Here is a 20247-nt window from a genome sequence, read left to right as displayed (position 1 = left end):
GTTAGGCCTGCTTCAATTTCGCCAGGGACTGAATGCGTGCGTTTTCAATGCGCGCCACTTCTTCCGCCGGTACGTAGTAATCGGTGTCTTCGTCGTAGCTACGGATAACGAAGGCGACGATCGAACCCACGAAGCTAGCGATGGCCAGCCACCAGATGTGCCAGATCAGAGCGAAGCCAAGCGCCAGGGCGAACAGGCTGATCACGATGCCAGCAGCGGTATTGCGCGGCATGTGGATCTGCTTATAGTCCGCATCCTTCTTCTCGGTGATGCCTTTTTCCTTCATGCCCCAGTAGGCGTCGATGTCGTGCACTTCCGGTACTTCGGCGAAGTTGTAGAAGGGCGGCGGCGAGGAGGTCGACCATTCCAGGGTACGGCCATCCCACGGATCGCCCGTCACGTCCACGTTCTCCGGCAGATTGCGATCGCGGATACTGACGTAGAACATCCACAGTTGGCTCAGGATGCCGAGGGCGATGATGCCGGCGCCGATGGCGGCGGTCACCAGGAAGGGGTGCCAGTCGGGGTTGTCGTAGTGGTTCAGACGACGGGTCATACCCATGAAGCCCAGCATGTACAGCGGCATGAAGGCGACATAGAAACCGATCAGCCAGCACCAGAAGGCCTGCTTGTTCAGCTTCTCGTTCAGCTTGAAGCCGAAGACCTTCGGGAACCAGTAGATCATGCCGGCGAAGTAGCCGAACACGGCGCCGCCGATGATCACGTTGTGGAAGTGAGCGATCAGGAACAGGCTGTTGTGCAGCACGAAGTCGGCACCCGGTACCGCCAGCAGGACGCCGGTCATGCCGCCGATGCTGAAGGTCACGATGAAGCCCAGGGTCCAGAGCATCGGCGAGGTGAACTGGATGCGACCCTGGTACATGGTGAACAGCCAGGTGAAGATCTTCACACCCGTCGGGATCGCAATGATCATGGTCGCGATGCCGAAGAAGGCGTTGACGTTAGCGCCCGAGCCCATGGTGAAGAAGTGGTGCAGCCAGACGATGAAGGACAGCACAGTAATGGCTACCGTGGCCCAGACCATCGAGACGTAGCCGAACAGACGCTTCTTGCTGAAGGTGGAGGTCACTTCCGAGAACACGCCGAAGGCCGGCAGGATCAGGATGTATACCTCGGGGTGGCCCCAGGCCCAGATCAGGTTGGTGTACATCATCTGGTTGCCGCCAGCTTCCGCGGTGAAGAAGTGGAAGCCCAGGTAACGGTCCAGGGTCAGCAGTGCCAGGGTCACGGTCAGGATCGGGAAGGCCGCCATGATCAGGATGGCCGTACACCAGGAGGTCCAGGTGAAGATCGGCATGCGCATCAGGGTCATGCCCTTGGTGCGCATCTTCAGCACGGTCACGAAGAAGTTGACGCCGGTCAGGGTCGTACCGATACCGGAGAGCTGAAGCGCCCAGATGTAGTAGTCCATCCCTACGCCTGGACTGTACTGGATGCCTGACAGCGGCGGATAGGCCACCCAGCCGGTCGCGGCGAACTCGCCCACGAACAGCGACATCATGATCAGCACGGCGCCGGCCACGAACAGCCAGAAGCTCAGCGAGTTCAGGAAGGGGAAGGCCACGTCGCGGGCACCGATCTGCAGCGGTGTCACCACGTTCATCAGGCCGGCCACGAAGGGCATCGCCACGAAGAAGATCATGATCACGCCGTGGGCGGTGAAGATCTGGTCGTAGTGATGGGGTGGCAGGTAGCCCTCGGCGCCGCCGGAGGCGATGGCCTGCTGGCTACGCATCAGGATGGCATCGGAGAAGCCACGGAGCAGCATGATCAGGGCGACGATGAAGTACATCACGCCGATCTTCTTGTGGTCGACGGTGGTCAGCCACTCTTTCCAGAGGTAGCCCCACTTGCCGAAGTAGCTGAGTGCCCCGATGAGCGCCAGGCCACCCAGGGCGACCACGACGAACGTCACGAGAATGATCGGCTCGTGATACGGAATATCCGCGAGAGTTAATTTACCGAACATGACTTATTCCTCGGTACCGTGTTGACCGCCGTGCTGGCTCATGTCCATCACGTGATCGGTCTGCTTGCTGAAGTCGGACTTCATGAACTTCTTGATGACCGTTCTGAACAGATCCGGCTCGACCGTCGAGTAGTAGGCGACCGGCTGCTTCTCGCTGGGCTTGGCCAGCTCGGTGTAGCTCGCCTGGTCCAGGGTCTTGCCACCCGACTGCTTGACCTTGTTGACCCAGGCGTCGAAATCACCGGCGGTGGGTACCGCGTGTACGGCGAAGATCATGTCGGAGAAGCCGGCGCCGCTGTAGTTGGCCGAGCGACCTTCGAATTCGCCGGGATGATCGGCGATCAGGTGCAACTGGCTCTGCATGCCGGACATGGCGTAGATCATGCCGCCCAGGGCCGGGATGGACAGGGTGTTCATGACCGACTCGGAGGTGATCTTGAACTGCACCGGACGATTGACCGGGATGGCGATCTCGTTCACCGAGGCGATGCCCTGCTCGGGATAGATGAACAGCCATTTCCAGTCCATCGAGACCGCTTCGATCACCAGCGGCTGCTCGGGATGATCCAGCGGCTTGAAAGGATCCAACTCGTGGGAGGTCTTCCAGTTCAGGATGCTCAGGAACACCACGATGGCCAGGGGGACCAGCCAGACCACGGCTTCGATCTTGTAGGAGTGAGCCCAGTTCGGGGTGTACTTGGCGTCCTTGTTGGTCGCGCGGTACTTCCAGGCGAACAGGAAGGTCATCACGATGACCGGGATCACCACGATCAGCATGAGGCCGAACGCTGTGTAGATGAGGTTGCGTTCTTGCACGCCGATGGAGCCTTTCGGATCCAGCAGCACGGCGTCGCACCCGCTGAGCAGCAGCGCGGCGGCACCGGCCAGAAGCCAACCGGTTGGTTTTAGATACTTCGTTAGTTTCATCTCACGACCTCAGTAGAGCGGCTCATCGTGGTTATTCTCTCAACGTGCCTGTCGCCAGCCTCATGCTCCGCAACGGACAGGCATCCGTGCGGCAGGCTGATGGATTGCAGAAATTGCGGGATTTCGCAGCGCGGTATGGTGCCACAGAGGGGCTGGATATTCGACCCTTTGGTCAGCCGCTGTTCAGGTGTTATCGGTCGTCGAGAAAGCCGAAAACAGGCGGGGTAAGGCACTGTCATGCGCTGGGTAAGAGTAGTCGAGGGTTGCGGAGTCGCCAGTTCTCGGAGCAGGTAACGGGCTGCTCGAAGGCAGGGGGAGCGACTGGCAAGCGACCCAGGAAGGCGCGGCCCAAGGCGGCTAAGGCCTTGAAGGCTTTGGAAAGATGGGAGAGGACGACGCGGAAGGATGGTGCCGGAGATAGGAGTCGAACCTACGACCTTCGCATTACGAATGCGCTGCTCTACCAACTGAGCTACACCGGCACGAAGCTTTCAATGATAAGTCTTCGGTTATCTGCTATGCAAGCCTGGTCGCTGCCCCTGTGCGACGGCCTGTGGCGATGTGTCGCACTGCTGCCTGCTGCGAATTTGGGGTTCGCCAACGCCTCCCGGCCTGACGATATTGGTCGAGAGGAAGGTCAGTGGTCAGGGTATGGCTCATTCAGGAAACCTTTATCGAAGTCGTCATACCTAATCCTTCGCGGATCCAGCCTTGCCGCAGCTTCGCCCCACCCATACTGCAAGCTGATAGCTGCCCATGCGGAGAGCCACGATGACCGATTACTCCCTCACCCGTCGTAATGTCCTCGTCGGCTCCGCCGTGGGGCTAGCCGCTGCAGCTTCGGGCGCTGCCGTTGCCCAGGAAGGCACCAGCACGACCCGTCCCGCCAAGCCGCTACAGGACCCGCGGACCAAGTACACCCGCGAGCCCTTCAAGGAGCAGCGCCAGGAATGGCCGGCGCTGACCAGCAAGATGGAGCCGCGCCCCGACCATGGTGAGACCAGCTATCACGGCTCGGGTCGCCTGGCCGGGCGCAAGGCGCTGATCACCGGCGGCGACAGCGGTATCGGTCGCGCCGTGGCCATCGCCTTCGCCCGCGAGGGGGCGGATGTGGCCATCAACTATCACCCCTCCGAAGAGTCCGACGCCCAGGAAGTGGTCAAGCTGATCCAGGAGGCCGGCCGCAAGGCCATCACCCTGCCGGCCGATATCCGTACCCAGGAGAATTGCGAAGAGGTCGTGAGCAAGGCCATCCAGCAACTCGGTGGCCTGGATATCCTGGTGAACAACGCGGCTTACCAGCAGAGCAAGGCCGACATCCTCGAAATCACCGACGAGCAATTCGACCGGACCTTCAAGACCAACGTCTATCACGTCTTCCGCTTCAGCAAGGCCGCCATCCCGCACCTGCCGCCGGGCGCCAGCATCATCAATACCGTCTCGGTGAATTCCTACGATCCTGGTGAAGAGCTGATCGATTACGCCTCGACCAAGGCCGCCATCCTCAATCTCACCAAGGGCATGGCCAAGCAATTGGCCAAGAAGGGCATTCGCGTCAACGCCGTGGCGCCGGGTCCGGTTTGGACGCCGCTGCAGGTGGCGGGTGGACAGTTGGAAGGACAGATGAAGGAGTTCGGGCAGGACACGCCGCTCGGTCGGGCAGGGCAGCCGGCGGAGTTGGCGGGACTCTATGTGGCGCTTGCGGAGGAGGATGCGAGTTTTAGTACGGGGACTGTAGTGGGAGCGTTTGGGGGGAAGGGGATGCCGTAATCTACCAATACTGGTGGGTGGCCAGTTTGTCTGAATCTATTAATTTCTTGGCTTTCAGTCGTAGATTTGTGTGGTGTAGCGACTTATTAGTGCTTTTTAGATTCCTTTGGGTTTTAACTTTGAGGGGTTTGATTTATTGGCGAAATTTTTGTGCATAAGTTTCGTAAAAAAATGCCCCGCAGGCGAGGCATTTTTCAATAACGTATTTTAACTGCCAGTACCAGTACCAGTACCAGTACCAGTACCAGTACCAGTGCTCGTGGTCACACCGCAGCTGCCCGGTCGATACTTCGCCGCAAGATCAGTAGTGCATGTCCAAACGCCAGAGTTTGCATCTCTGTTCCAGGCAATCTTTTTGCCATTAAAGTTGGCTGCATTTCCACCTTTGGTAGTGCACTCAATCTTGGTGCCGTCTACAGTTACGCCGCAATATGTAGTAGAGGCCGTTATGCCAATAAATCCAGCATCAGAAGCTGTAGTGGATGGAGTCTTCCCTTCGTTGATCGCCTGTTCAAAAGCTACTTTGCCAGGTGTGATTTCAGCCAGTGCCGCTGCCGCTTGCGACCGGACTGTATAATCTTGGTACTGCGGAATAGCAATTGCCGCCAAAATACCGATGATCGCTACAACGATCATCAATTCAATCAAAGTAAAACCTTTCTGAGCTTTCATTCCAAATCTCCGAGGTTGGATCAGGCCAACGTGCCTGTTTCAGGTATAGCACAGGCCGTGCCAAAGAAAAGTGGCGACTGCAGCACGTTTTTTATGTGGTAGGCGTCAATAAAGGGGCAGCACGTGACAAAAAATGTCAGCTGTCTGGCGCCATTTTGCGGGCGGTCTGGGGGGTGCTATAACGCCTGCTGTAGCCAAGGGTAGGAACAACGATGAACGAGACGGTGATGCTGTCGGGACTGGCGCGCCAGTTGGTGGATGCGCAGTTGCTGGCGGAGGCGGCAGCGCAGCAGGCGGTGGTCAAGGCCAAGCAGGCCAAGGTGCCACTGGTGACCTATCTCGTTCAGCAGCGGCTGGTGCAGAGCCGGCCTTTGGCCGAATTGGCTGCTCAAGAGTTCGGCGTGCCCTTTCTTGATCTCGCGGCTATCGACAAGGAGCAGCTACCCAAGGACATCGTCAACGAGAAGCTGATGCAGCAGCATCACTTCCTGCCTTTGAGCAAAAGAGGCAACAAGCTTTTCATCGCGCTTTCCGATCCTACCAACCAGCAGGCCATCAATGATGTGTCCTTTGGCAGCAAGCTAGCCGTCGAGGTTGTGCTGGTCGAGGACGACAAGCTGCACCAAGCCATTGAGCGATATCTGGACACCGGCACGGGTGGCCTAGACCTAGGCGATATCGATCTTGATCTGGAAGCCGATGGCGGCGAGCGGCCGCAGGAAGCCGTAGCCGGTACCGACGCCGACGATGCGCCCGTGGTGAAGTTCGTCAACAAGATGCTGCTCGATGCCATCAAGAAGGGCTCGTCCGACCTGCACTTCGAGCCCTATGAAAAGATGTACCGGGTGCGCTTCCGCACTGACGGCGTCCTCCACGAGGCGGCGCGACCGCCGGTGCAGCTGGTATCGCGGATCTCCGCGCGGCTCAAGGTGATGTCCAATATGGATATCTCTGAGCGGCGCAAACCCCAGGATGGGCGGGTCAAGCTCAAGGTGTCCAAGACCAAGTCCATCGACTTCCGCGTCAACACCTTGCCCACCCTTTGGGGCGAGAAGATCGTGATGCGGATTCTGGATTCCTCCAGCGCCCAGATGGGGATCGATGCCCTGGGCTATGAGGATGTGCAGAAGGAGCTCTACCTGCAGGCGCTCAAGCAGCCGCAGGGGATGATTCTGGTGACCGGGCCGACCGGTTCGGGCAAGACGGTCTCCCTCTATACCGGCCTCAATATCCTCAATACCGAAGACATCAATATTTCCACCGCGGAAGACCCGGTGGAGATCAACCTGGAAGGCATCAACCAGGTCAACGTCAATCCTCGTCAAGGGCTCGACTTCTCCCAGGCGCTACGGGCCTTCCTGCGTCAGGATCCTGACGTGATCATGGTCGGTGAGATTCGGGATCTGGAAACGGCGGAGATCGCCATCAAGGCGGCCCAGACCGGTCACATGGTGATGTCGACCCTGCACACCAACAGCGCGGCGGAAACCCTGACCCGCTTGCGTAACATGGGCGTGCCGGCCTTCAACCTGGCAACTTCGGTCAACCTGATCATTGCCCAGCGTCTGGCACGCAAGCTGTGCAATAAATGCAAGAGAATCCATGAGGTACCTCGTGAGGCGCTGCTAGCTGAGGGATTCCGTGAGGAAGAGATCGGTACCTTTACCCTCTACCAACCCATTGGCTGCGAGGACTGCAATGCCGGTTATCGCGGACGTGTGGGTATCTATGAGGTGGTGAAGGTCACCCCGGCGCTGCAGCAGATGATCATGGAGGAGGGTAACTCCATCGAGATCGCAGCGCGGATGCGCAAAGAGGGCTTCAATGATCTGCGGCGGTCGGGGCTGGTGAAGGCCATGCAGGGGATTACCAGTCTGGAAGAGATCAATCGGGTGACCAAGGACTAGCGGTTTTCCCTCACCCTAACCCTCTCCCTGAGGGAGAGGGGACTTTATCCGAGCGTTGGTCGATCCTCGCTGCAAGCCTCGGATATGTCGGGCGTGGCGACTGTCGCTGTTTGGCGCGATGCTTGCCTTTAAAGCGGCAACCGGCTCTGAAAAGAGCATTCTTTTGACGGGCTCGCCACGGCGGGCCGAGCCTTTGACGAGTCGAGGCCATGGCCGATAAAGCTATCAAGATGGGCAGCTTCACCTGGGAGGGGACCGATCGCAAAGGGACCAAGGTGAAGGGCGAGATGACGGGCTTGAATCCTGCGCTGATCAAGGCACAGTTGCGCAAGCAGGGTATCAATCCGACCCGGGTGCGCAAGAAGTCGGTGTCGCTGTTCGGCAAGGGCAAGAAGATCAAGCCCATGGATATCGCCCTGTTCACCCGACAGCTGGCGACCATGATGAGCGCGGGTGTGCCCCTGCTGCAGGCCTTCGACATCATTGGCGAAGGCTTCGACAATCCCAACATGCGCAAGATGGTCGACGACATCAAGCAGGATGTCGCCGCGGGTAACAGCCTGGCCAATTCCCTGCGCAAGCAGCCTCAATACTTCGACGATCTCTATTGCAACCTGGTAGACGCTGGCGAGCAATCCGGTGCCCTGGAGACCTTGCTGGATCGAGTGGCCACCTACAAGGAAAAGACCGAGGCGCTGAAAAAGAAGATCAAGAAGGCCATGACCTATCCGGCGGCGGTTATCGTCGTCGCGGTGATCGTCTCGGCCATTCTGTTGATCAAGGTAGTGCCTCAGTTCCAGTCAGTGTTCGAAGGCTTCGGTGCTCAGTTGCCGGCGTTCACCCTTATGGTCATCGCCATTTCCGAGCTCTTGCAGGAATGGTGGTTGCTGGTACTGGGCGGGATCTTCGTACTGGCTTTCGTCCTGCGGCACTTCTACAAGAAATCGGAAAAGTTTCGCGACGCCACGGACCGTGGATTACTTAAGATCCCGCTGATCGGCTCCATTCTCTATAAGTCGGCCATTGCCCGTTATGCCCGCACGTTGGCTACCACCTTCGCGGCCGGTGTGCCGCTGGTGGATGCTCTTGATTCGGTGGCTGGTGCGACCGGCAACGTGGTATTCCGCAATGCCGTGGAGAAGATCAAGGGCGATGTTTCCACCGGTATGCAGCTCAACTTTTCCATGCGTACTACCGGGGTGTTCTCGTCCATGGCCATCCAGATGACGGCCATCGGCGAGGAGTCGGGCTCTCTGGACGAGATGCTGTCCAAGGTCGCGACCTTCTATGAAGACGAAGTCGACAACATGGTCGACAACCTCACCACCCTGATGGAGCCGATGATCATGGCGGTCCTCGGGGTCCTGGTCGGTGGTTTGATCATTGCCATGTACCTGCCCATCTTCCAGCTCGGCTCGGTGGTCTGATGGCGGCGCTGGAGTTGCTGGCTGGCGCGCCGCTGGCCGCGGCGCTGTGCGCGCTGCTCCTGGGGCTGCTGGTGGGCAGCTTTCTCAATGTGGTGGTCTATCGCCTGCCGGTGATGCTTAGGCGGGATTGGCAAGCCGAGGCGCGTGAGGTGCTGGAGTTGCCAGCTGAGCCGGTCGAGGCGCCTTTCAGCTTGGCAAGACCGGCTTCCCGTTGCCCCCACTGCCAGCGTGCCGTGCGGCCCTGGGAAAACATGCCGGTGCTGAGTTATCTGCTCCTGCGCGGTCGTTGCAAGGGCTGCCAGGCGACGATCAGCCTGCGCTATCCGCTGGTGGAGTTGGCCTGTGGACTGCTGTCGGCCTGGGTCATCTGGCATCTGGGCGTGACTTGGCAGGGTGGAGCCTTTCTGCTGCTGACCTGGGGGCTGCTGGCGGCCAGTCTGATCGATGCCGATCACCAGCTGTTGCCGGACATGATCGTCCTGCCGCTGTTGTGGCTGGGGTTGATCGCCAATCAGTTCGGGCTGTTCACCACCCTCGGCGATGCCGTCTGGGGGGCGGTAGCCGGCTATCTGAGTCTCTGGCTGGTGTTCCAGTTGTTTCGCCTGCTTACTGGCAAGGAAGGCATGGGCTATGGCGACTTCAAGCTGCTGGCCCTGCTCGGCGCCTGGGGCGGTTGGCAGATCCTGCCATTGACCATCCTCTTGTCTTCGCTGGTGGGTGCCATCCTGGGTGTCATCACCTTGCGCCTACGGCGGGCGGAAACCAGCACGCCCTTGCCCTTTGGTCCCTATCTGGCCGTGGCGGGGTGGATTGCCTTGCTCTGGGGTGATCAAATAACCGGCTTGTACCTGAACTTCGCCGGATTCCGATGACTTCTGCCTGGACCCTCGGCCTGACCGGGGGCATCGGCAGTGGCAAGAGTGCCGCTGCCGAGCATTTCGCCCAGTTGGGCATCACCTGTGTCGACGCCGATCAGGCCGCCCGTTGGGTGGTGGAGCCGGGACGACCGGCACTGGTCGAGATCGCCGGGCATTTTTCATCGGCTGTCTTGCAGCCGGATGGCAGCCTGGACCGGGCGGCGCTACGGGCCGCGATCTTTGCCGATCCGGCCGAGCGGCGCTGGCTCGAAGCCCTGCTGCACCCCCTCATTCGCCAGGAGATCCTGGCGGCCCTGGCCCGGGCCGCGTCGCCCTATGCCATCCTGGTGTCGCCGCTACTGTTCGAATCCGGGCAACGGGCACTGGTTCGCCGCGGGCTGGTGATAGACGCGCCGGAAGCGCTCCAGCTTGAGCGAGCCATGCGCCGTGACGGAGTGGAAGAGGCTCAGGTACGAGCCATCCTGGCGGCCCAGCTGCCGCGTGCCGAGCGGCTGGCCAAGGCGGATGACGTCATCTGCAACGACGGCGATCTCGCCACGCTCCACACCGAGGTGGAGCGCCTGCATTCCTTTTATCTGACCCTTGACGGAGGCCAAGCATGAGCACTCTCACCGTGGACTGCCCCACCTGCGGCGCACCCGTGGAATGGAGCGAAAAGAGCACCAATCGGCCCTTCTGTTCCGACCGCTGCAAACTGATCGACCTGGGTGCCTGGGCGGCGGAAGAACATGCCATCCCGGGCAATGAGCTGGAAGACGATCTCTATTCGGAAGACCTTAATCGGCGCGGCCACTAGGACGCGCCTTCCTCTATAGCCGTTGCGTCCACGCCTGGGCGGTGGCCAGGGCTGCCTGACGCAACTTGGCCGCCAGTTCGGGCTTTTCGTATTCCAGCGGACTCGACGCCGTCACCGTATGGATGCGATCGCGCTTGATAAAGAACACCTGTGTGCCCAGCAAGGGCTTGCTGCAGGCACTGGCGCCTTCGCCGAGGCCGTCGATGGCCTTGCACTCCAGTTGCTCGCTGAGCGATTGCACCTGTCGCCGCAGTTTGGGCAGCGCCCTGCCACCGTTCTCGTAGCCCGCCGACAGGCCCAGCAGATAGTTGGCCGGCTGGCCGGTGTCGCGATCAGTGAAGGCGCAGCCGCCGGCGATCTGCCGGGCATAGGCCAGGGGCAGGCCGGAGGTCTGCTGGAGCAGCGGCAATGGCAACTGGGCCTGCAGGCTGGCGCAGTCGACGGGTTCGCCGTTATCGGCATGGGCGAGGGCAGCGCCCAGGAGCAGGGGAAGGGCAACGAGGAAACGCATGAAAACATCCTGTCGATGGCCAGCGGCCGATAGAGGCCGAGTCTACCGGCTGGAACCTCTTCTCAGGCGGGAAGACGGGAGCGGCTGTGCGCTGCGTCATGCGTCGGTCAGCACATTGCGGACTGGTATCCGGCGCGGGTGATCCTTACCCTGGCCGCAGACAGCGAACAGCGAGGCGTAGGATGTCCGAGGCGCTCACTCCCGGATTCATGGTGGTACACGGCAACCGGCTCGAAGAGCTGCGCGGCCTGGCGGTCGGCTGGATGCGGCGCTATCCCCTGGCGCCACTGGAAAACGAACAGGTGCTGGTGCAGAGCAATGGCATCGCCCAATGGCTCAAGCTGGCGCTGGCCGAGGATCCGCGCGGGGACGACGAGGGTGGCTGCGGGGTGGCCGCAGCCCTTGAGGTGCAGTTGCCGGCGGCCTTTCTCTGGCGGACCTATCGCCAGGTACTGGGTCGTGACCAGGTACCGCCATCCTCGCCGCTGGACCGCGCGCCCCTGACCTGGCGCCTGATGCGGCTCTTGCCAACGCTGCTCCTGCAGCCAGACTTCGCTGCGCTGCGGCGCTTTCTCGACGACGACGGCGATCTGCGCAAGAGATACCAGCTGGCCGAGCGCCTGGCCGATCTCTATGACGGCTACCAAGTCTATCGCGCCGACTGGCTCAACGACTGGGCGGCGGGTCGCGATCTGCTGGCCAGCCTGCGCGACGGTCGGCGTCCCTTGCCGGAAAGTTGCCGTTGGCAGGCGCAGCTGTGGCGGGCGCTGCTGGACGATGTGGGCGATGGTGGTCTGGCCCGCAGCCGGGCCGGCGTGCACCGGCGCTTTTTGGAGGTGATGCGGGCGGCTACCGAAGCGCCGGCCGGTCTGCCGCGGCGGGTAGTGATCTTTGGTCTGTCGGCGATCCCGGCGCAGACCCTCGAAGCTCTGGCTGCCCTGGCCCAGTTCAGCCAGGTGCTGCTCTGCGTACACAATCCCTGTCGCCACCACTGGTCAGACATCGTTGCCGACCAAGATCTCCTGCGGCAGAACTACCGACGCCAGCAGCGCAAGCCGGGCATGCCCCAGACCCTGGATGCCGAGGCGCTGCACCAGCATGGTCAGCCGCTGCTGGCGAGCTGGGGCAAGCAGGGCCGCGACTACATTCATCTGCTGGACGAATTCGACGAGCCCGACGGTTATCGTCGGCTGTTCGAGGACCTCAACGGCGGACGCATCGACCTCTTTGCCGACACCGAACCCCAGCATCTGCTCGGCCAGTTGCAGGACGACATCCTCGAATTGCGTCCGCTGAGCGAGACCCGCGAACGCTGGCCGGCAGTGGATCCGGCGCGCGACAGGTCCATGCGCTTCCATGTGGCCCACAGTCCGCAGCGCGAAGTGGAGATCCTTCACGACCAGCTCCTGGCGCGCTTCAGCAGCGATGGCAGCCTCAGACCGCGCGACGTCATCGTCATGGTGCCGGACATCGACGCCTATGCGCCGCACATCCGTGCGGTGTTCGGCCAGCTCGACCGCCAGGATCCGCGCTTCATTCCCTTTAGCCTGGCCGACCAGCACCAGCGCGGTTTCCAGCCCCTGCTGATCGCCCTGGAGCATCTGCTGCAGCTGCCCGACAGCCGCTTCGCCCTGAGCGAGATCCTCGATCTGCTGGACGTCCCGGCGCTGCGTGCCCGCTTCGGCCTGCGCGAGGGCGATCTGCCGACCCTGCACCTCTGGCTGGAAGGCGCCGGCGTGCGCTGGGGGCTGGATGCCGAGCAGCGCAGTCGCCTCGACCTGCCCGAAGGCCTGAACCAGAACACCTGGCGCTTCGGCCTGAGGCGCATGCTGCTGGGCTACGCCGTGGGTAGCGGCGCCGCCCTGGGCGATATCGAGCCCTTCGACGAGGTGGGTGGCCTGGACGCGGCGCTGGTCGGGCCGCTGGTGGATCTGCTCGATGCGCTGGATGCGGCCCAGGCGGCGCTGGCCCAGCCGGCCCGGCCGGCGGAGTGGGGCGCCCGCCTGCAGGCGCTGCTGGCGCTGTTCTTCAGCGCCCAGGACGAGCATGACGAATACCTGCTGGAGCAGCTGGAAAATCTACGCGAGCGCTGGCTCGAACTGTGCGAGGACGTCTCCCTGGACGAAGAGCTGCCGCTCACCGTGGTCCGCGAGGCCTGGCTGGCCGGACTGGACAGCGGGGGCCTGGCCCAGCGCTTTCTCGCCGGGGCGGTCAATTTCTGCACCCTGATGCCCATGCGCGCCATTCCTTTCCGGGTGGTCTGTCTGCTGGGCATGCACGACGGTGCCTATCCGCGCATCCAGTCGCCGCTGGATTTCGATCTCATGGCCCAGGACTATCGCCCCGGTGACCGCTCGCGGCGCGAGGACGACCGCTATCTGCTCCTGGAAGCGCTGCTCTCGGCGCGCGATCAGTTCTATGTCAGCTGGGTGGGGCGCAGCATCCGCGACAACAGCGAGCGCCCGCCGTCGGTGCTGGTCGCCCAGTTGCGTGACCATCTCCAGGCCGGTTGGCGGCTGGCGGGGCATGAAGAGGAGCCGGAGCGCCTCCTGGCGGCCCTGACCCAGGAGCATCCGCTGCAACCCTTCAGCGCCCGTTACTTCCGCGGCGAACGTGGGTATTTCAGCTTTGCCGCTGAATGGCTGGGCGTGCATGACCGCACCACGCGCGACGAGGATGCCCTGCTGCCGCTGCTGGTACCCGAAGAGCCCTTGGGCCTCGATGATCTCGCCCGCTTTCTGCGCGGACCGGTGGATCTGTTCTTCGCCAATCGACTCAAGGTGCATTTCGCGGCGCCCGATGCGCCGGCGGAAGATGAAGAGCCCTTCGGTCTGGATGCCCTGACCCGCTACCAGTTGGGCGAAGACCTGCTGACGGCGGCACTGGCTGAGCCGGCCGAGGCCGACCAGGCGCTCATGGCCGCCGCGGAGCGCCTGCGCGGCAGTGGTCGCTTGCCGCTGGCGGGTTTTGGCGAACGGGCCGGGCGGGCCTTGCGCGAGCCTCTGCCTGCCGTGGTCGCCCAGGTCGAGGCCCTGACGCTACGCTGGCCCGAACCCCTGGAAGAGGCCGTGACCCTGGATCTCGAACACAAAGCGCTGCAATTGGTGGCCAACCTCGAACGCCTGCGTCGTGGTCCTGAAGGGCTGCTGGCCCTGACCGCTCAGGCCAATGGCCTGGGCAGCACCCGTACCCGCAAATGGCACCGATTGCTACGGCCCTGGGTGCAGCATCTGGTCGCTGCGGCGGGTGGCCTGAAATTGACCACCGCGGTGGTGGCGACCGATCTGACCCTGTTGCTGGCGCCGCTGGACGCCGAGCTGGCCCGGCGGCAGCTGGATGAATTGCTGGACGCTTGGGCACTGGGCCAGCGGCGTCCGCTGCCAGTGGCGCCGCGCACCGCCTTCGCCTGGCTGGCCAATGAGCCGGACAAGGCCCTGGTCGCGGCCGAGCAGGCCTATCAGGGCGAGGCGGCGACCCATCCGGCGCTGCGTCGGCAGTATCCGGATTTCGCCGCGCTGCTGGCCGACGAGGAATTCGACGGCTGGTGCCAGACCCTCTATGCGCCGGTGCATACCGCCGGCTGGCAGGTGGTTGGTGGGGAGGGACAGGCATGAGCCAGCGTCCGCTCGCCCTGCGCTTTCCGCTGCAGGGCAATCAGCTCATCGAAGCCAGTGCCGGCACCGGCAAGACCTTCACCATCTCCGCGTTCTATGTGCGTCTGGTGCTGGGCCACGGTACGTCCGAGACGGCCTTTGGCCGCGACCTGTTGCCGCCGCAGATCCTGGTGGTGACCTTTACCGAGGCCGCCACCCAGGAATTGCGCGACCGCATTCGCCATCGCCTGGCCGAGGCGGCGCGCTTCTTCCGTGACGAGATCGTGGCGCCCGATCCCTTGCTTGCCGAATTGCGCGAGGACTTTCCCGCCGAGGCCTGGGCCGATTGCGCCCGGCGCCTGGACATCGCCGCCCAGTGGATGGACGAGGCGGCCGTCTCCACCATCCACAGCTGGTGCCAACGCATGCTGCGCGAGCACGCCTTCGACAGCGGCAGTCTCTTCGTGCAGAACCTGGAGCAGGACCAGAGTGAATTACTCGCCCAGGTGGTGCGCGACTACTGGCGGCGCTTCTGCTATCCGCTGGAGGGCGAGGCGCTGGACTGGGTGATCGAGCACTGGGGCGAACCCCGCGCCCTGGCTGCGCGCCTGCGGCCCCTGTTGAGCGAGGCCTTGGGCGCACCCCAGGGCGAGCCTGCCACGCTGCTGACCACCGCCCTGGCCGAACGCCAGGTGCGGTTGGCCAGGCTCAAGGCGCCTTGGGCCCGGTGGGCGGAAGAGTTGCGCGATCTCTGCCAGGCCGGCTGCGACGCCAAGGTGGTCGATGGTCGCAAATTGCAGAAGCGATTCTTCGGGCCCTGGTGCGACAAGCTGGTCGCCTGGGCGGACAACCCCACCAGTGAAGACCTCGATATCGGCACCGGCTTCACCCGGCTGACCGAGGAGGGCTTCGCCGAGGTCTGGACCAAGGCCAGCCCGCCGGATCATCCGGCCCTGGCGGCCATGGCGCGCCTGCCCGGGCAACTGGCCGAGCTGCCCAGCCCCGAGGTGCCCCTGCTGGAACACGCCGCGGCCTGGGTGCAGCAGAAATTCGAGCGCGAGAAGCTGCGCCGCGCCGAGCTGGGCTTCGACGACATCCTCACCCGTCTAGATCGGGCACTGCAGGCCGATGGCGCCGGGGCGCGGCTGGCGGCGCTGATCCGCGAGCAGTTTCCGGTGGCGCTGATCGACGAATTCCAGGACACCGACCCGGTGCAGTACCGCATCTTCAGCACCGTCTACGGCGCGGGCGAGGGCACCGGGCTGTTCCTGATCGGCGATCCCAAGCAGGCCATCTATGCCTTCCGCGGCGCCGATATCCATACCTATCTACAGGCCCGCCGCGCCAATGCCGGCCACCTGCATTCGCTGGACACCAACTTCCGCTCCACCGCCGCCATGGTCGCGGCGGTCAACCAGGTATTCCAGCATGGCGAGATGACGGCACCGCGCGCCGCCTTCCTGTTCCGCCAGGGCGAGGACAATCCGGTGCCCTTTGAACCGGTCCGTGCCCAGGGCCGGCGCGAAGCTCTGGAGATTGACGGCGTACCGGGCGCAGCTCTGACCTTCTGGCAACTGGCGGGCGACGAGCCGCTGGCCGGTACCGCCTATCGCGCCGCCCTGGCCGAGAGCACCGCCAGCGAGATCGTCCGGCTGCTGAGCCTGGCCGCCGAGGGCAAGGCTGGCTTTCGCCGTGAAGACGGCGAACTGGTGCCGCTGCGGCCCGCCGATATCGCCATCCTGGTGCGCGCCGGCAGCGAGGCCCAGGCGGTCCGCCAGGCCCTGGTGCGCCGTGGGGTGCGTAGCGTCTATCTGTCGGACAAGGATTCGGTGTTCACCGCCCAGGAGGCCCGCTGCCTGCTGGACTGGCTCAAGGCCTGTGCCGAGCCCGATGTGGATCGCCGGCTGCGCGCGGCCCTGGGCAGCCTGACCCTCGACCTGCCGTTGGCCGAGCTGGACGCCCTCAACCACGACGAGCAGGCCTGGGAGTCGCGGGTGCTGCAATTCCGTGGCTATCGCCAGCTCTGGCGCACTCAGGGCGTGTTGCCCATGTTGCGCCGCCTGCTGCAGGACTTCCGCCTGCCGCAGCGGCTGATGGCCCGCGCCGACGGCGAGCGGGTGCTGACCAATCTGCTGCACCTCGCCGAGCTCCTGCAGCGCGCCGCTGGCGAGCTGGACGGCGAACAGGCGCTGATCCGCCACCTGGCCGAGCAGTTGGCCGCCCAGGGGGCCGCCGACGAACAGATCCTGCGCCTGGAGAGCGACGCCGAGCTGGTCAAGGTGGTGACGGTGCACAAGTCCAAGGGCCTGGAGTATCCGCTGGTGTTCCTGCCCTTCGCCTGCGCCTATCGCGCCGAGGAGGGCGCCAGCCTGCCGCTGCGCTATCACGACGACCAGGGCCAGCTGCGCCGTACCTTCAAGCCCTCCGCCGAGGAACTGGCCCGCGCCGACGACGAGCGCCTGGCCGAAGACCTGCGCCTGCTCTATGTCGCCTTGACCCGGGCCCGCCATGCCTGCTGGGTCGGGGTGGCCGATCTCAAGCGCGGGCGCAGCAAGGAATCCGGCTTCGCCCGCAGTGCCCTTGGCTACCTGGCCACCGGCGGCGAGCCCCTGGCGAGTTCGGCGGCCCTGGGCACCGCTCTGACCACCCTGATCGGCGCGCAATCCGACACCCTTATCCTGCCGCTGCCCGAGGCGGATCCGACCCGGCTGCCCGAAGCCCGCGAGGCTCCGGTGACCCTCAGGGCGCTGACGGCCCGTCGCGCGGCCCGCGAGGACTGGTGGATCGCCTCCTACAGCGCCCTGCGCATCGGCACGCGTCTGGGCGAAGCGCGGGAGGAAGGCCAGCTGAACCTGGAGCTGGACCTGGACACCCCGGCGGCCCAGAAGCTGTTCGACGATGACCGTCTCGCCCCGGACGAGGCTCGCCAGCCCGCGGCCGGCGAAGACCTTCATCGCTTTCCCCGCGGCCCCGGTCCGGGCACCTTCCTGCACAGCCTGTTGGAGTGGGTCGGCGAAGAAGGCTTCGCCGCCATCCAGGCCGCGCCCGAGCGGCTGGACGACCTGATCGCCCGGCGTTGCCAGCGACGCGGCTGGAATCACTGGATTCCCATCCTGCAGGGCTGGCTGCGCCAGTTGCTGGAGCTGCCGCTGCCCTTGCCGGGGGGAGGCCAGCGCCTGGGCGAACTGGCGCGCTATCAGGTGGAGATGGAATTCTGGTTCGCCACCCATGGCGTCGATCTGGAGCGGCTTGACGATCTGGTCCGCCGCGGCACCCATGGCGGCCAGGCACGGCCGATGCTGGAGCCGGGCCAGCTCAATGGTCTGTTCAAGGGCTTCATCGACCTGGTGTTCGAGCACGAGGGGCGCTATTTCGTGGTGGATTACAAGTCCAACTGGCTGGGCGCCGAGGCCGGCGCCTATACCCGCGCGGCCATGGAAGCCGCCGTCCTGGCCAAGCGTTACGACCTACAGTACGTGCTCTACAGCCTGGCCGTGCACCGCCTGCTCAAGGCGCGGCTGCCCGGCTACAGCTACGAGCGCCACTTCGGCGGCGCCGTCTACCTCTTCCTGCGCGGCTGCGATCCTGCCGGCCACGGCGTCTTCGTCGAGCGTCCCGCCCAGGCCCTGATCGAGACCCTGGATTTGCTGTTCAGCGGTGCGGAGATTGCCCATGTCTGATTTCAGCCCCGCTACCGAACGGCTGCTGCGCCTGGCGTCCCTGGCCCAGGAGCGCCCCCTGGCACCGCTCGAACAGCGCGATGACCTCTTTCGCCTGCTGGAGCTCTGGGTGCAGCGCGGCTGGCTGCGCCAGGTGGACCGGGCCTTCACCAGCTTTCTCGGTGAGCTCGAGCCCCAGGGCGACTCGGCGGTGCTGCTGGCCGCGGCCCTGGCCAGCCATCAGCTCGGCCATGGCCATGTCTGCCTGGATCTCGCCGCCACCCTGCGCAATCCCGATGCCGCCCTGTCGCTGCCGCCCGAGGGCGACGAGGCGCGCACCTCGCTGTTGCCGTCGCAGTTGCTGCACGGCCATACCCTGGAGGCCTGGCGGCAGGCGTTGTTGGCCAGCGTGCTGGTCGATGCCGACGGCAGCTGTCCGGAGCGACCGCTGGTGCTCGGCGGTGAGCGCCTCTATCTGCGCCGCTACTGGAATTACGAGCGTGCGGTGGCGGCCAGCCTGCGCCAGCGCCTGGCCACCCCGGAGCCGTTGCCGGCGGATCTCGCCGAGCGTCTCGACCGGCTGTTTCCGCCGGACCCCGACGCGGGCGGCGAACCCGACTGGCAGAAGCTGGCTTGCGCCCTGGCGGTGCGTGGTGCCTTCAGCATCGTCACCGGCGGCCCCGGTACCGGTAAGACCACCACCGTGGTACGGCTGCTGGCGCTGCTCCAGGCGCCGGCGGTGGCGGCCGGTCGGCCCCTGCGTATCCGCCTGGCCGCGCCCACGGGCAAGGCGGCCGCGCGGCTCACCGAATCCATCGGCGGCCAGGTCAGTCGCCTGCCGGTGGACGACGAACTGCGCCGGCACATCCCTACGGGAGTGACCACGGTGCACCGGCTGCTGGGCAGTCGGCCCAATACCCGTCACTTCCGCCATCACCGCGGGCATCCCTTGCCGCTGGACGTGCTGGTGGTGGACGAAGCCTCGATGATCGACCTGGAAATGATGGCCAGCCTGCTGGCGGCCCTGCCGCCGCGGGCGCGACTGGTGCTGCTCGGCGACAAGGACCAGCTGGCCTCGGTGGAGGCGGGCGCGGTGCTGGGCGATCTCTGCCGGGATGCCGAAGCCGGACGCTACAGTCCGGCCACCCGGGCCTGGCTGGAAGGGGTGAGTGGCCAGTCGCTGGCCCAGGCGGCGCTGGCGGTCGGCGACGACCAGGGTGACGCCCTGGCCCAGCAGGTGGTGATGCTCAGGCGCTCGCGCCGCTTCGGCGCCGGCAGCGGTATCGGCCAACTGGCGCGCCGGGTCAATGCCCAGGACGGCATGGGCGCGCAGCAGGTGCTGGTCGACGGCGGCTACGCCGACCTGCACCGGGTGCTGCTCAAGGGGCCGGAGGATCGCGCCCTGGAGCGTCTGGTACTGGAAGGACGTGGGCGCGCCCGTGGCTATCGTCATTATCTTGAGGTCCTGCATGAGACGCGGCCGCAACTCGACAGCGTGCTGGAGGATCCGGTCTGGACGCGCTGGGCCGGCCAGGTGCTGGCCGCCTTCGACGACTTCCAGCTGCTCTGCGCCGTGCGCAAGGGCCCCTGGGGCGTGGAGGGCCTCAATCTGCGCATCGCCAACGCCCTGTTGACCGCCGGTTTGCTCACGGGCGAGCACGGCTGGTACGAAGGCCGTCCGGTGCTGGTGACGCGCAACGACTACAGCCTGGGGCTGATGAACGGTGACATCGGCATCACCCTCTGCCTGCCGGACGCCAATCAGCCGGGGCGCAAGGTCCTGCGGGTCGCCTTTCCCCGCGGCGATGGCAGCGGCGGTCTGAGATTCGTCCTGCCCAGCCGGTTGGCGGCGGTGGACACGGTGTTCGCCATGACCGTGCACAAGTCCCAGGGCTCGGAATTCGCCCACACCGCGCTGCTGCTGCCCGAGCAGCTCAGTCCGGTGCTGACCAAGGAGCTGGTCTATACCGGCATCACCCGGGCGCGCGATGATTTCACCCTGATCGAGGCCCGCGGCGGCATCTTCGCCGAGGCCGTGGCCCGTCGAGTCCGCCGTGTCAGTGGCCTGGACCTGGATTTGCGAAACACTGTGTAAATGTACAGATAAACGCTGGACG

At 64.3% G+C, this 20247-nt stretch carries 13 protein-coding genes and 1 tRNA gene; 9 read left to right on the top strand and 5 right to left on the bottom strand.

Annotated elements, in window-relative coordinates; all coding sequences use genetic code 11:
• Position 1: 1 nt before the first annotated feature.
• The 3 genes from cyoB to FEZ61_RS13615 all read right to left on the bottom strand — a co-directional run bounded on the left by cyoB (position 2) and on the right by FEZ61_RS13615 (position 3399).
• Positions 2-1990, bottom strand: a complete 1989-nt coding sequence (gene cyoB / locus FEZ61_RS13625; protein WP_017640825.1) for a cytochrome o ubiquinol oxidase subunit I — start codon at positions 1988-1990, stop codon at positions 2-4.
• 3 nt (positions 1991-1993) lie between these two features.
• Positions 1994-2917 carry a ubiquinol oxidase subunit II gene (gene cyoA / locus FEZ61_RS13620; RefSeq protein WP_017640824.1) on the bottom strand — a complete coding sequence of 308 codons (924 nt, stop codon included), beginning with the start codon at positions 2915-2917 and terminating at the stop codon, positions 1994-1996.
• A gap of 406 nt (positions 2918-3323) precedes the next feature.
• A tRNA-Thr gene (locus FEZ61_RS13615) sits at positions 3324-3399 on the bottom strand.
• Between the two features lie 289 nt (positions 3400-3688).
• On the opposite strand from FEZ61_RS13615, the gene FEZ61_RS13610 reads away from it, so the two are divergent.
• On the top strand, positions 3689-4687 hold the full coding sequence (locus FEZ61_RS13610; protein WP_173149061.1) for an SDR family oxidoreductase: 999 nt from the start codon (positions 3689-3691) through the stop codon (positions 4685-4687).
• Between the two features lie 207 nt (positions 4688-4894).
• Here the strand turns inward: FEZ61_RS13610 and FEZ61_RS13605 are convergent, their stop codons facing one another.
• Positions 4895-5359, bottom strand: coding sequence for a pilin (locus FEZ61_RS13605; protein WP_173149059.1), 465 nt, complete (start codon positions 5357-5359; stop codon positions 4895-4897).
• 212 nt (positions 5360-5571) lie between these two features.
• Here FEZ61_RS13605 and pilB point away from each other — a divergent pair, with 212 nt between their 5' ends.
• The 5 genes from pilB (at position 5572) to yacG (ending at position 10367) form a co-directional block, all read left to right on the top strand.
• Entirely contained in the window at positions 5572-7266 is a 1695-nt protein-coding gene (gene pilB / locus FEZ61_RS13600) for a type IV-A pilus assembly ATPase PilB (RefSeq protein WP_173149057.1), read from the top strand.
• Positions 7267-7475: 209 nt separating this feature from the next.
• Positions 7476-8693 carry a type II secretion system F family protein gene (locus tag FEZ61_RS13595; protein WP_201973606.1) on the top strand — a complete coding sequence of 406 codons (1218 nt, stop codon included), beginning with the start codon at positions 7476-7478 and terminating at the stop codon, positions 8691-8693.
• Complete coding sequence (locus tag FEZ61_RS13590) at positions 8693-9565, top strand: A24 family peptidase (RefSeq protein WP_173149055.1); 873 nt, start codon at positions 8693-8695, stop codon at positions 9563-9565. Before FEZ61_RS13595 ends, FEZ61_RS13590 begins: the two co-directional genes overlap by 1 nt.
• Positions 9562-10173, top strand: a complete 612-nt coding sequence (coaE, locus tag FEZ61_RS13585; RefSeq protein WP_173149053.1) for a dephospho-CoA kinase — start codon at positions 9562-9564, stop codon at positions 10171-10173. Before FEZ61_RS13590 ends, coaE begins: the two co-directional genes overlap by 4 nt.
• Entirely contained in the window at positions 10170-10367 is a 198-nt protein-coding gene (gene yacG / locus FEZ61_RS13580) for a DNA gyrase inhibitor YacG (RefSeq protein ID WP_173149051.1), read from the top strand. Before coaE ends, yacG begins: the two co-directional genes overlap by 4 nt.
• Positions 10368-10380: 13 nt before the next feature.
• Here the strand turns inward: yacG and FEZ61_RS13575 are convergent, their stop codons facing one another.
• Positions 10381-10878 (bottom strand): hypothetical protein, encoded by a 498-nt coding sequence (locus tag FEZ61_RS13575; RefSeq protein WP_173149049.1) that lies wholly within the window; start codon positions 10876-10878, stop codon positions 10381-10383.
• 182 nt (positions 10879-11060) lie between these two features.
• Between FEZ61_RS13575 and recC the strand changes: the two genes are divergently transcribed.
• The 3 genes from recC to recD are packed head-to-tail and all read left to right on the top strand — an operon-like array spanning position 11061 to position 20225.
• Entirely contained in the window at positions 11061-14492 is a 3432-nt protein-coding gene (recC, locus tag FEZ61_RS13570; protein WP_173149047.1) for an exodeoxyribonuclease V subunit gamma, read from the top strand.
• Entirely contained in the window at positions 14489-18151 is a 3663-nt protein-coding gene (recB, locus tag FEZ61_RS13565) for an exodeoxyribonuclease V subunit beta (protein WP_173149045.1), read from the top strand. Before recC ends, recB begins: the two co-directional genes overlap by 4 nt.
• On the top strand, positions 18144-20225 hold the full coding sequence (gene recD / locus FEZ61_RS13560) for an exodeoxyribonuclease V subunit alpha (RefSeq protein WP_242455163.1): 2082 nt from the start codon (positions 18144-18146) through the stop codon (positions 20223-20225). The genes recB and recD overlap by 8 nt, the downstream gene beginning before the upstream one ends.
• Positions 20226-20247: the final 22 nt, after the last annotated feature.

Origin of the sequence: Pseudomonas sp. MS15a(2019) (assembly GCF_013277805.1) — a bacterium.
GTDB classification, from domain to species: Bacteria; Pseudomonadota; Gammaproteobacteria; order Pseudomonadales; family Pseudomonadaceae; genus Chryseomonas; species Chryseomonas benzopyrenica.
Note: the sequence above shows the minus strand (reverse complement) of the source record. Positions and strands in the feature narration are given on the sequence as shown.

Bases quoted from the DNA above. Each gene is read 5' to 3' on its own strand.
- yacG (WP_173149051.1), top strand. From the start codon at position 10,170: ATGAGCACTCTCACCGTGGACTGCCCCACCTGCGGCGCACCCGTGGAA.
- FEZ61_RS13610 (WP_173149061.1), top strand. From the start codon at position 3,689: ATGACCGATTACTCCCTCACCCGTCGTAATGTCCTCGTCGGCTCCGCC.
- FEZ61_RS13590 (WP_173149055.1), top strand. From the start codon at position 8,693: ATGGCGGCGCTGGAGTTGCTGGCTGGCGCGCCGCTGGCCGCGGCGCTG.
- cyoB (WP_017640825.1), bottom strand. From the start codon at position 1,990: ATGTTCGGTAAATTAACTCTCGCGGATATTCCGTATCACGAGCCGATC.
- cyoA (WP_017640824.1), bottom strand. From the start codon at position 2,917: ATGAAACTAACGAAGTATCTAAAACCAACCGGTTGGCTTCTGGCCGGT.
- pilB (WP_173149057.1), top strand. From the start codon at position 5,572: ATGAACGAGACGGTGATGCTGTCGGGACTGGCGCGCCAGTTGGTGGAT.
- coaE (WP_173149053.1), top strand. From the start codon at position 9,562: ATGACTTCTGCCTGGACCCTCGGCCTGACCGGGGGCATCGGCAGTGGC.
- recC (WP_173149047.1), top strand. From the start codon at position 11,061: ATGTCCGAGGCGCTCACTCCCGGATTCATGGTGGTACACGGCAACCGG.
- recB (WP_173149045.1), top strand. From the start codon at position 14,489: ATGAGCCAGCGTCCGCTCGCCCTGCGCTTTCCGCTGCAGGGCAATCAG.
- FEZ61_RS13605 (WP_173149059.1), bottom strand. From the start codon at position 5,359: ATGAAAGCTCAGAAAGGTTTTACTTTGATTGAATTGATGATCGTTGTA.
- FEZ61_RS13595 (WP_201973606.1), top strand. From the start codon at position 7,476: ATGGCCGATAAAGCTATCAAGATGGGCAGCTTCACCTGGGAGGGGACC.
- recD (WP_242455163.1), top strand. From the start codon at position 18,144: ATGTCTGATTTCAGCCCCGCTACCGAACGGCTGCTGCGCCTGGCGTCC.
- FEZ61_RS13575 (WP_173149049.1), bottom strand. From the start codon at position 10,878: ATGCGTTTCCTCGTTGCCCTTCCCCTGCTCCTGGGCGCTGCCCTCGCC.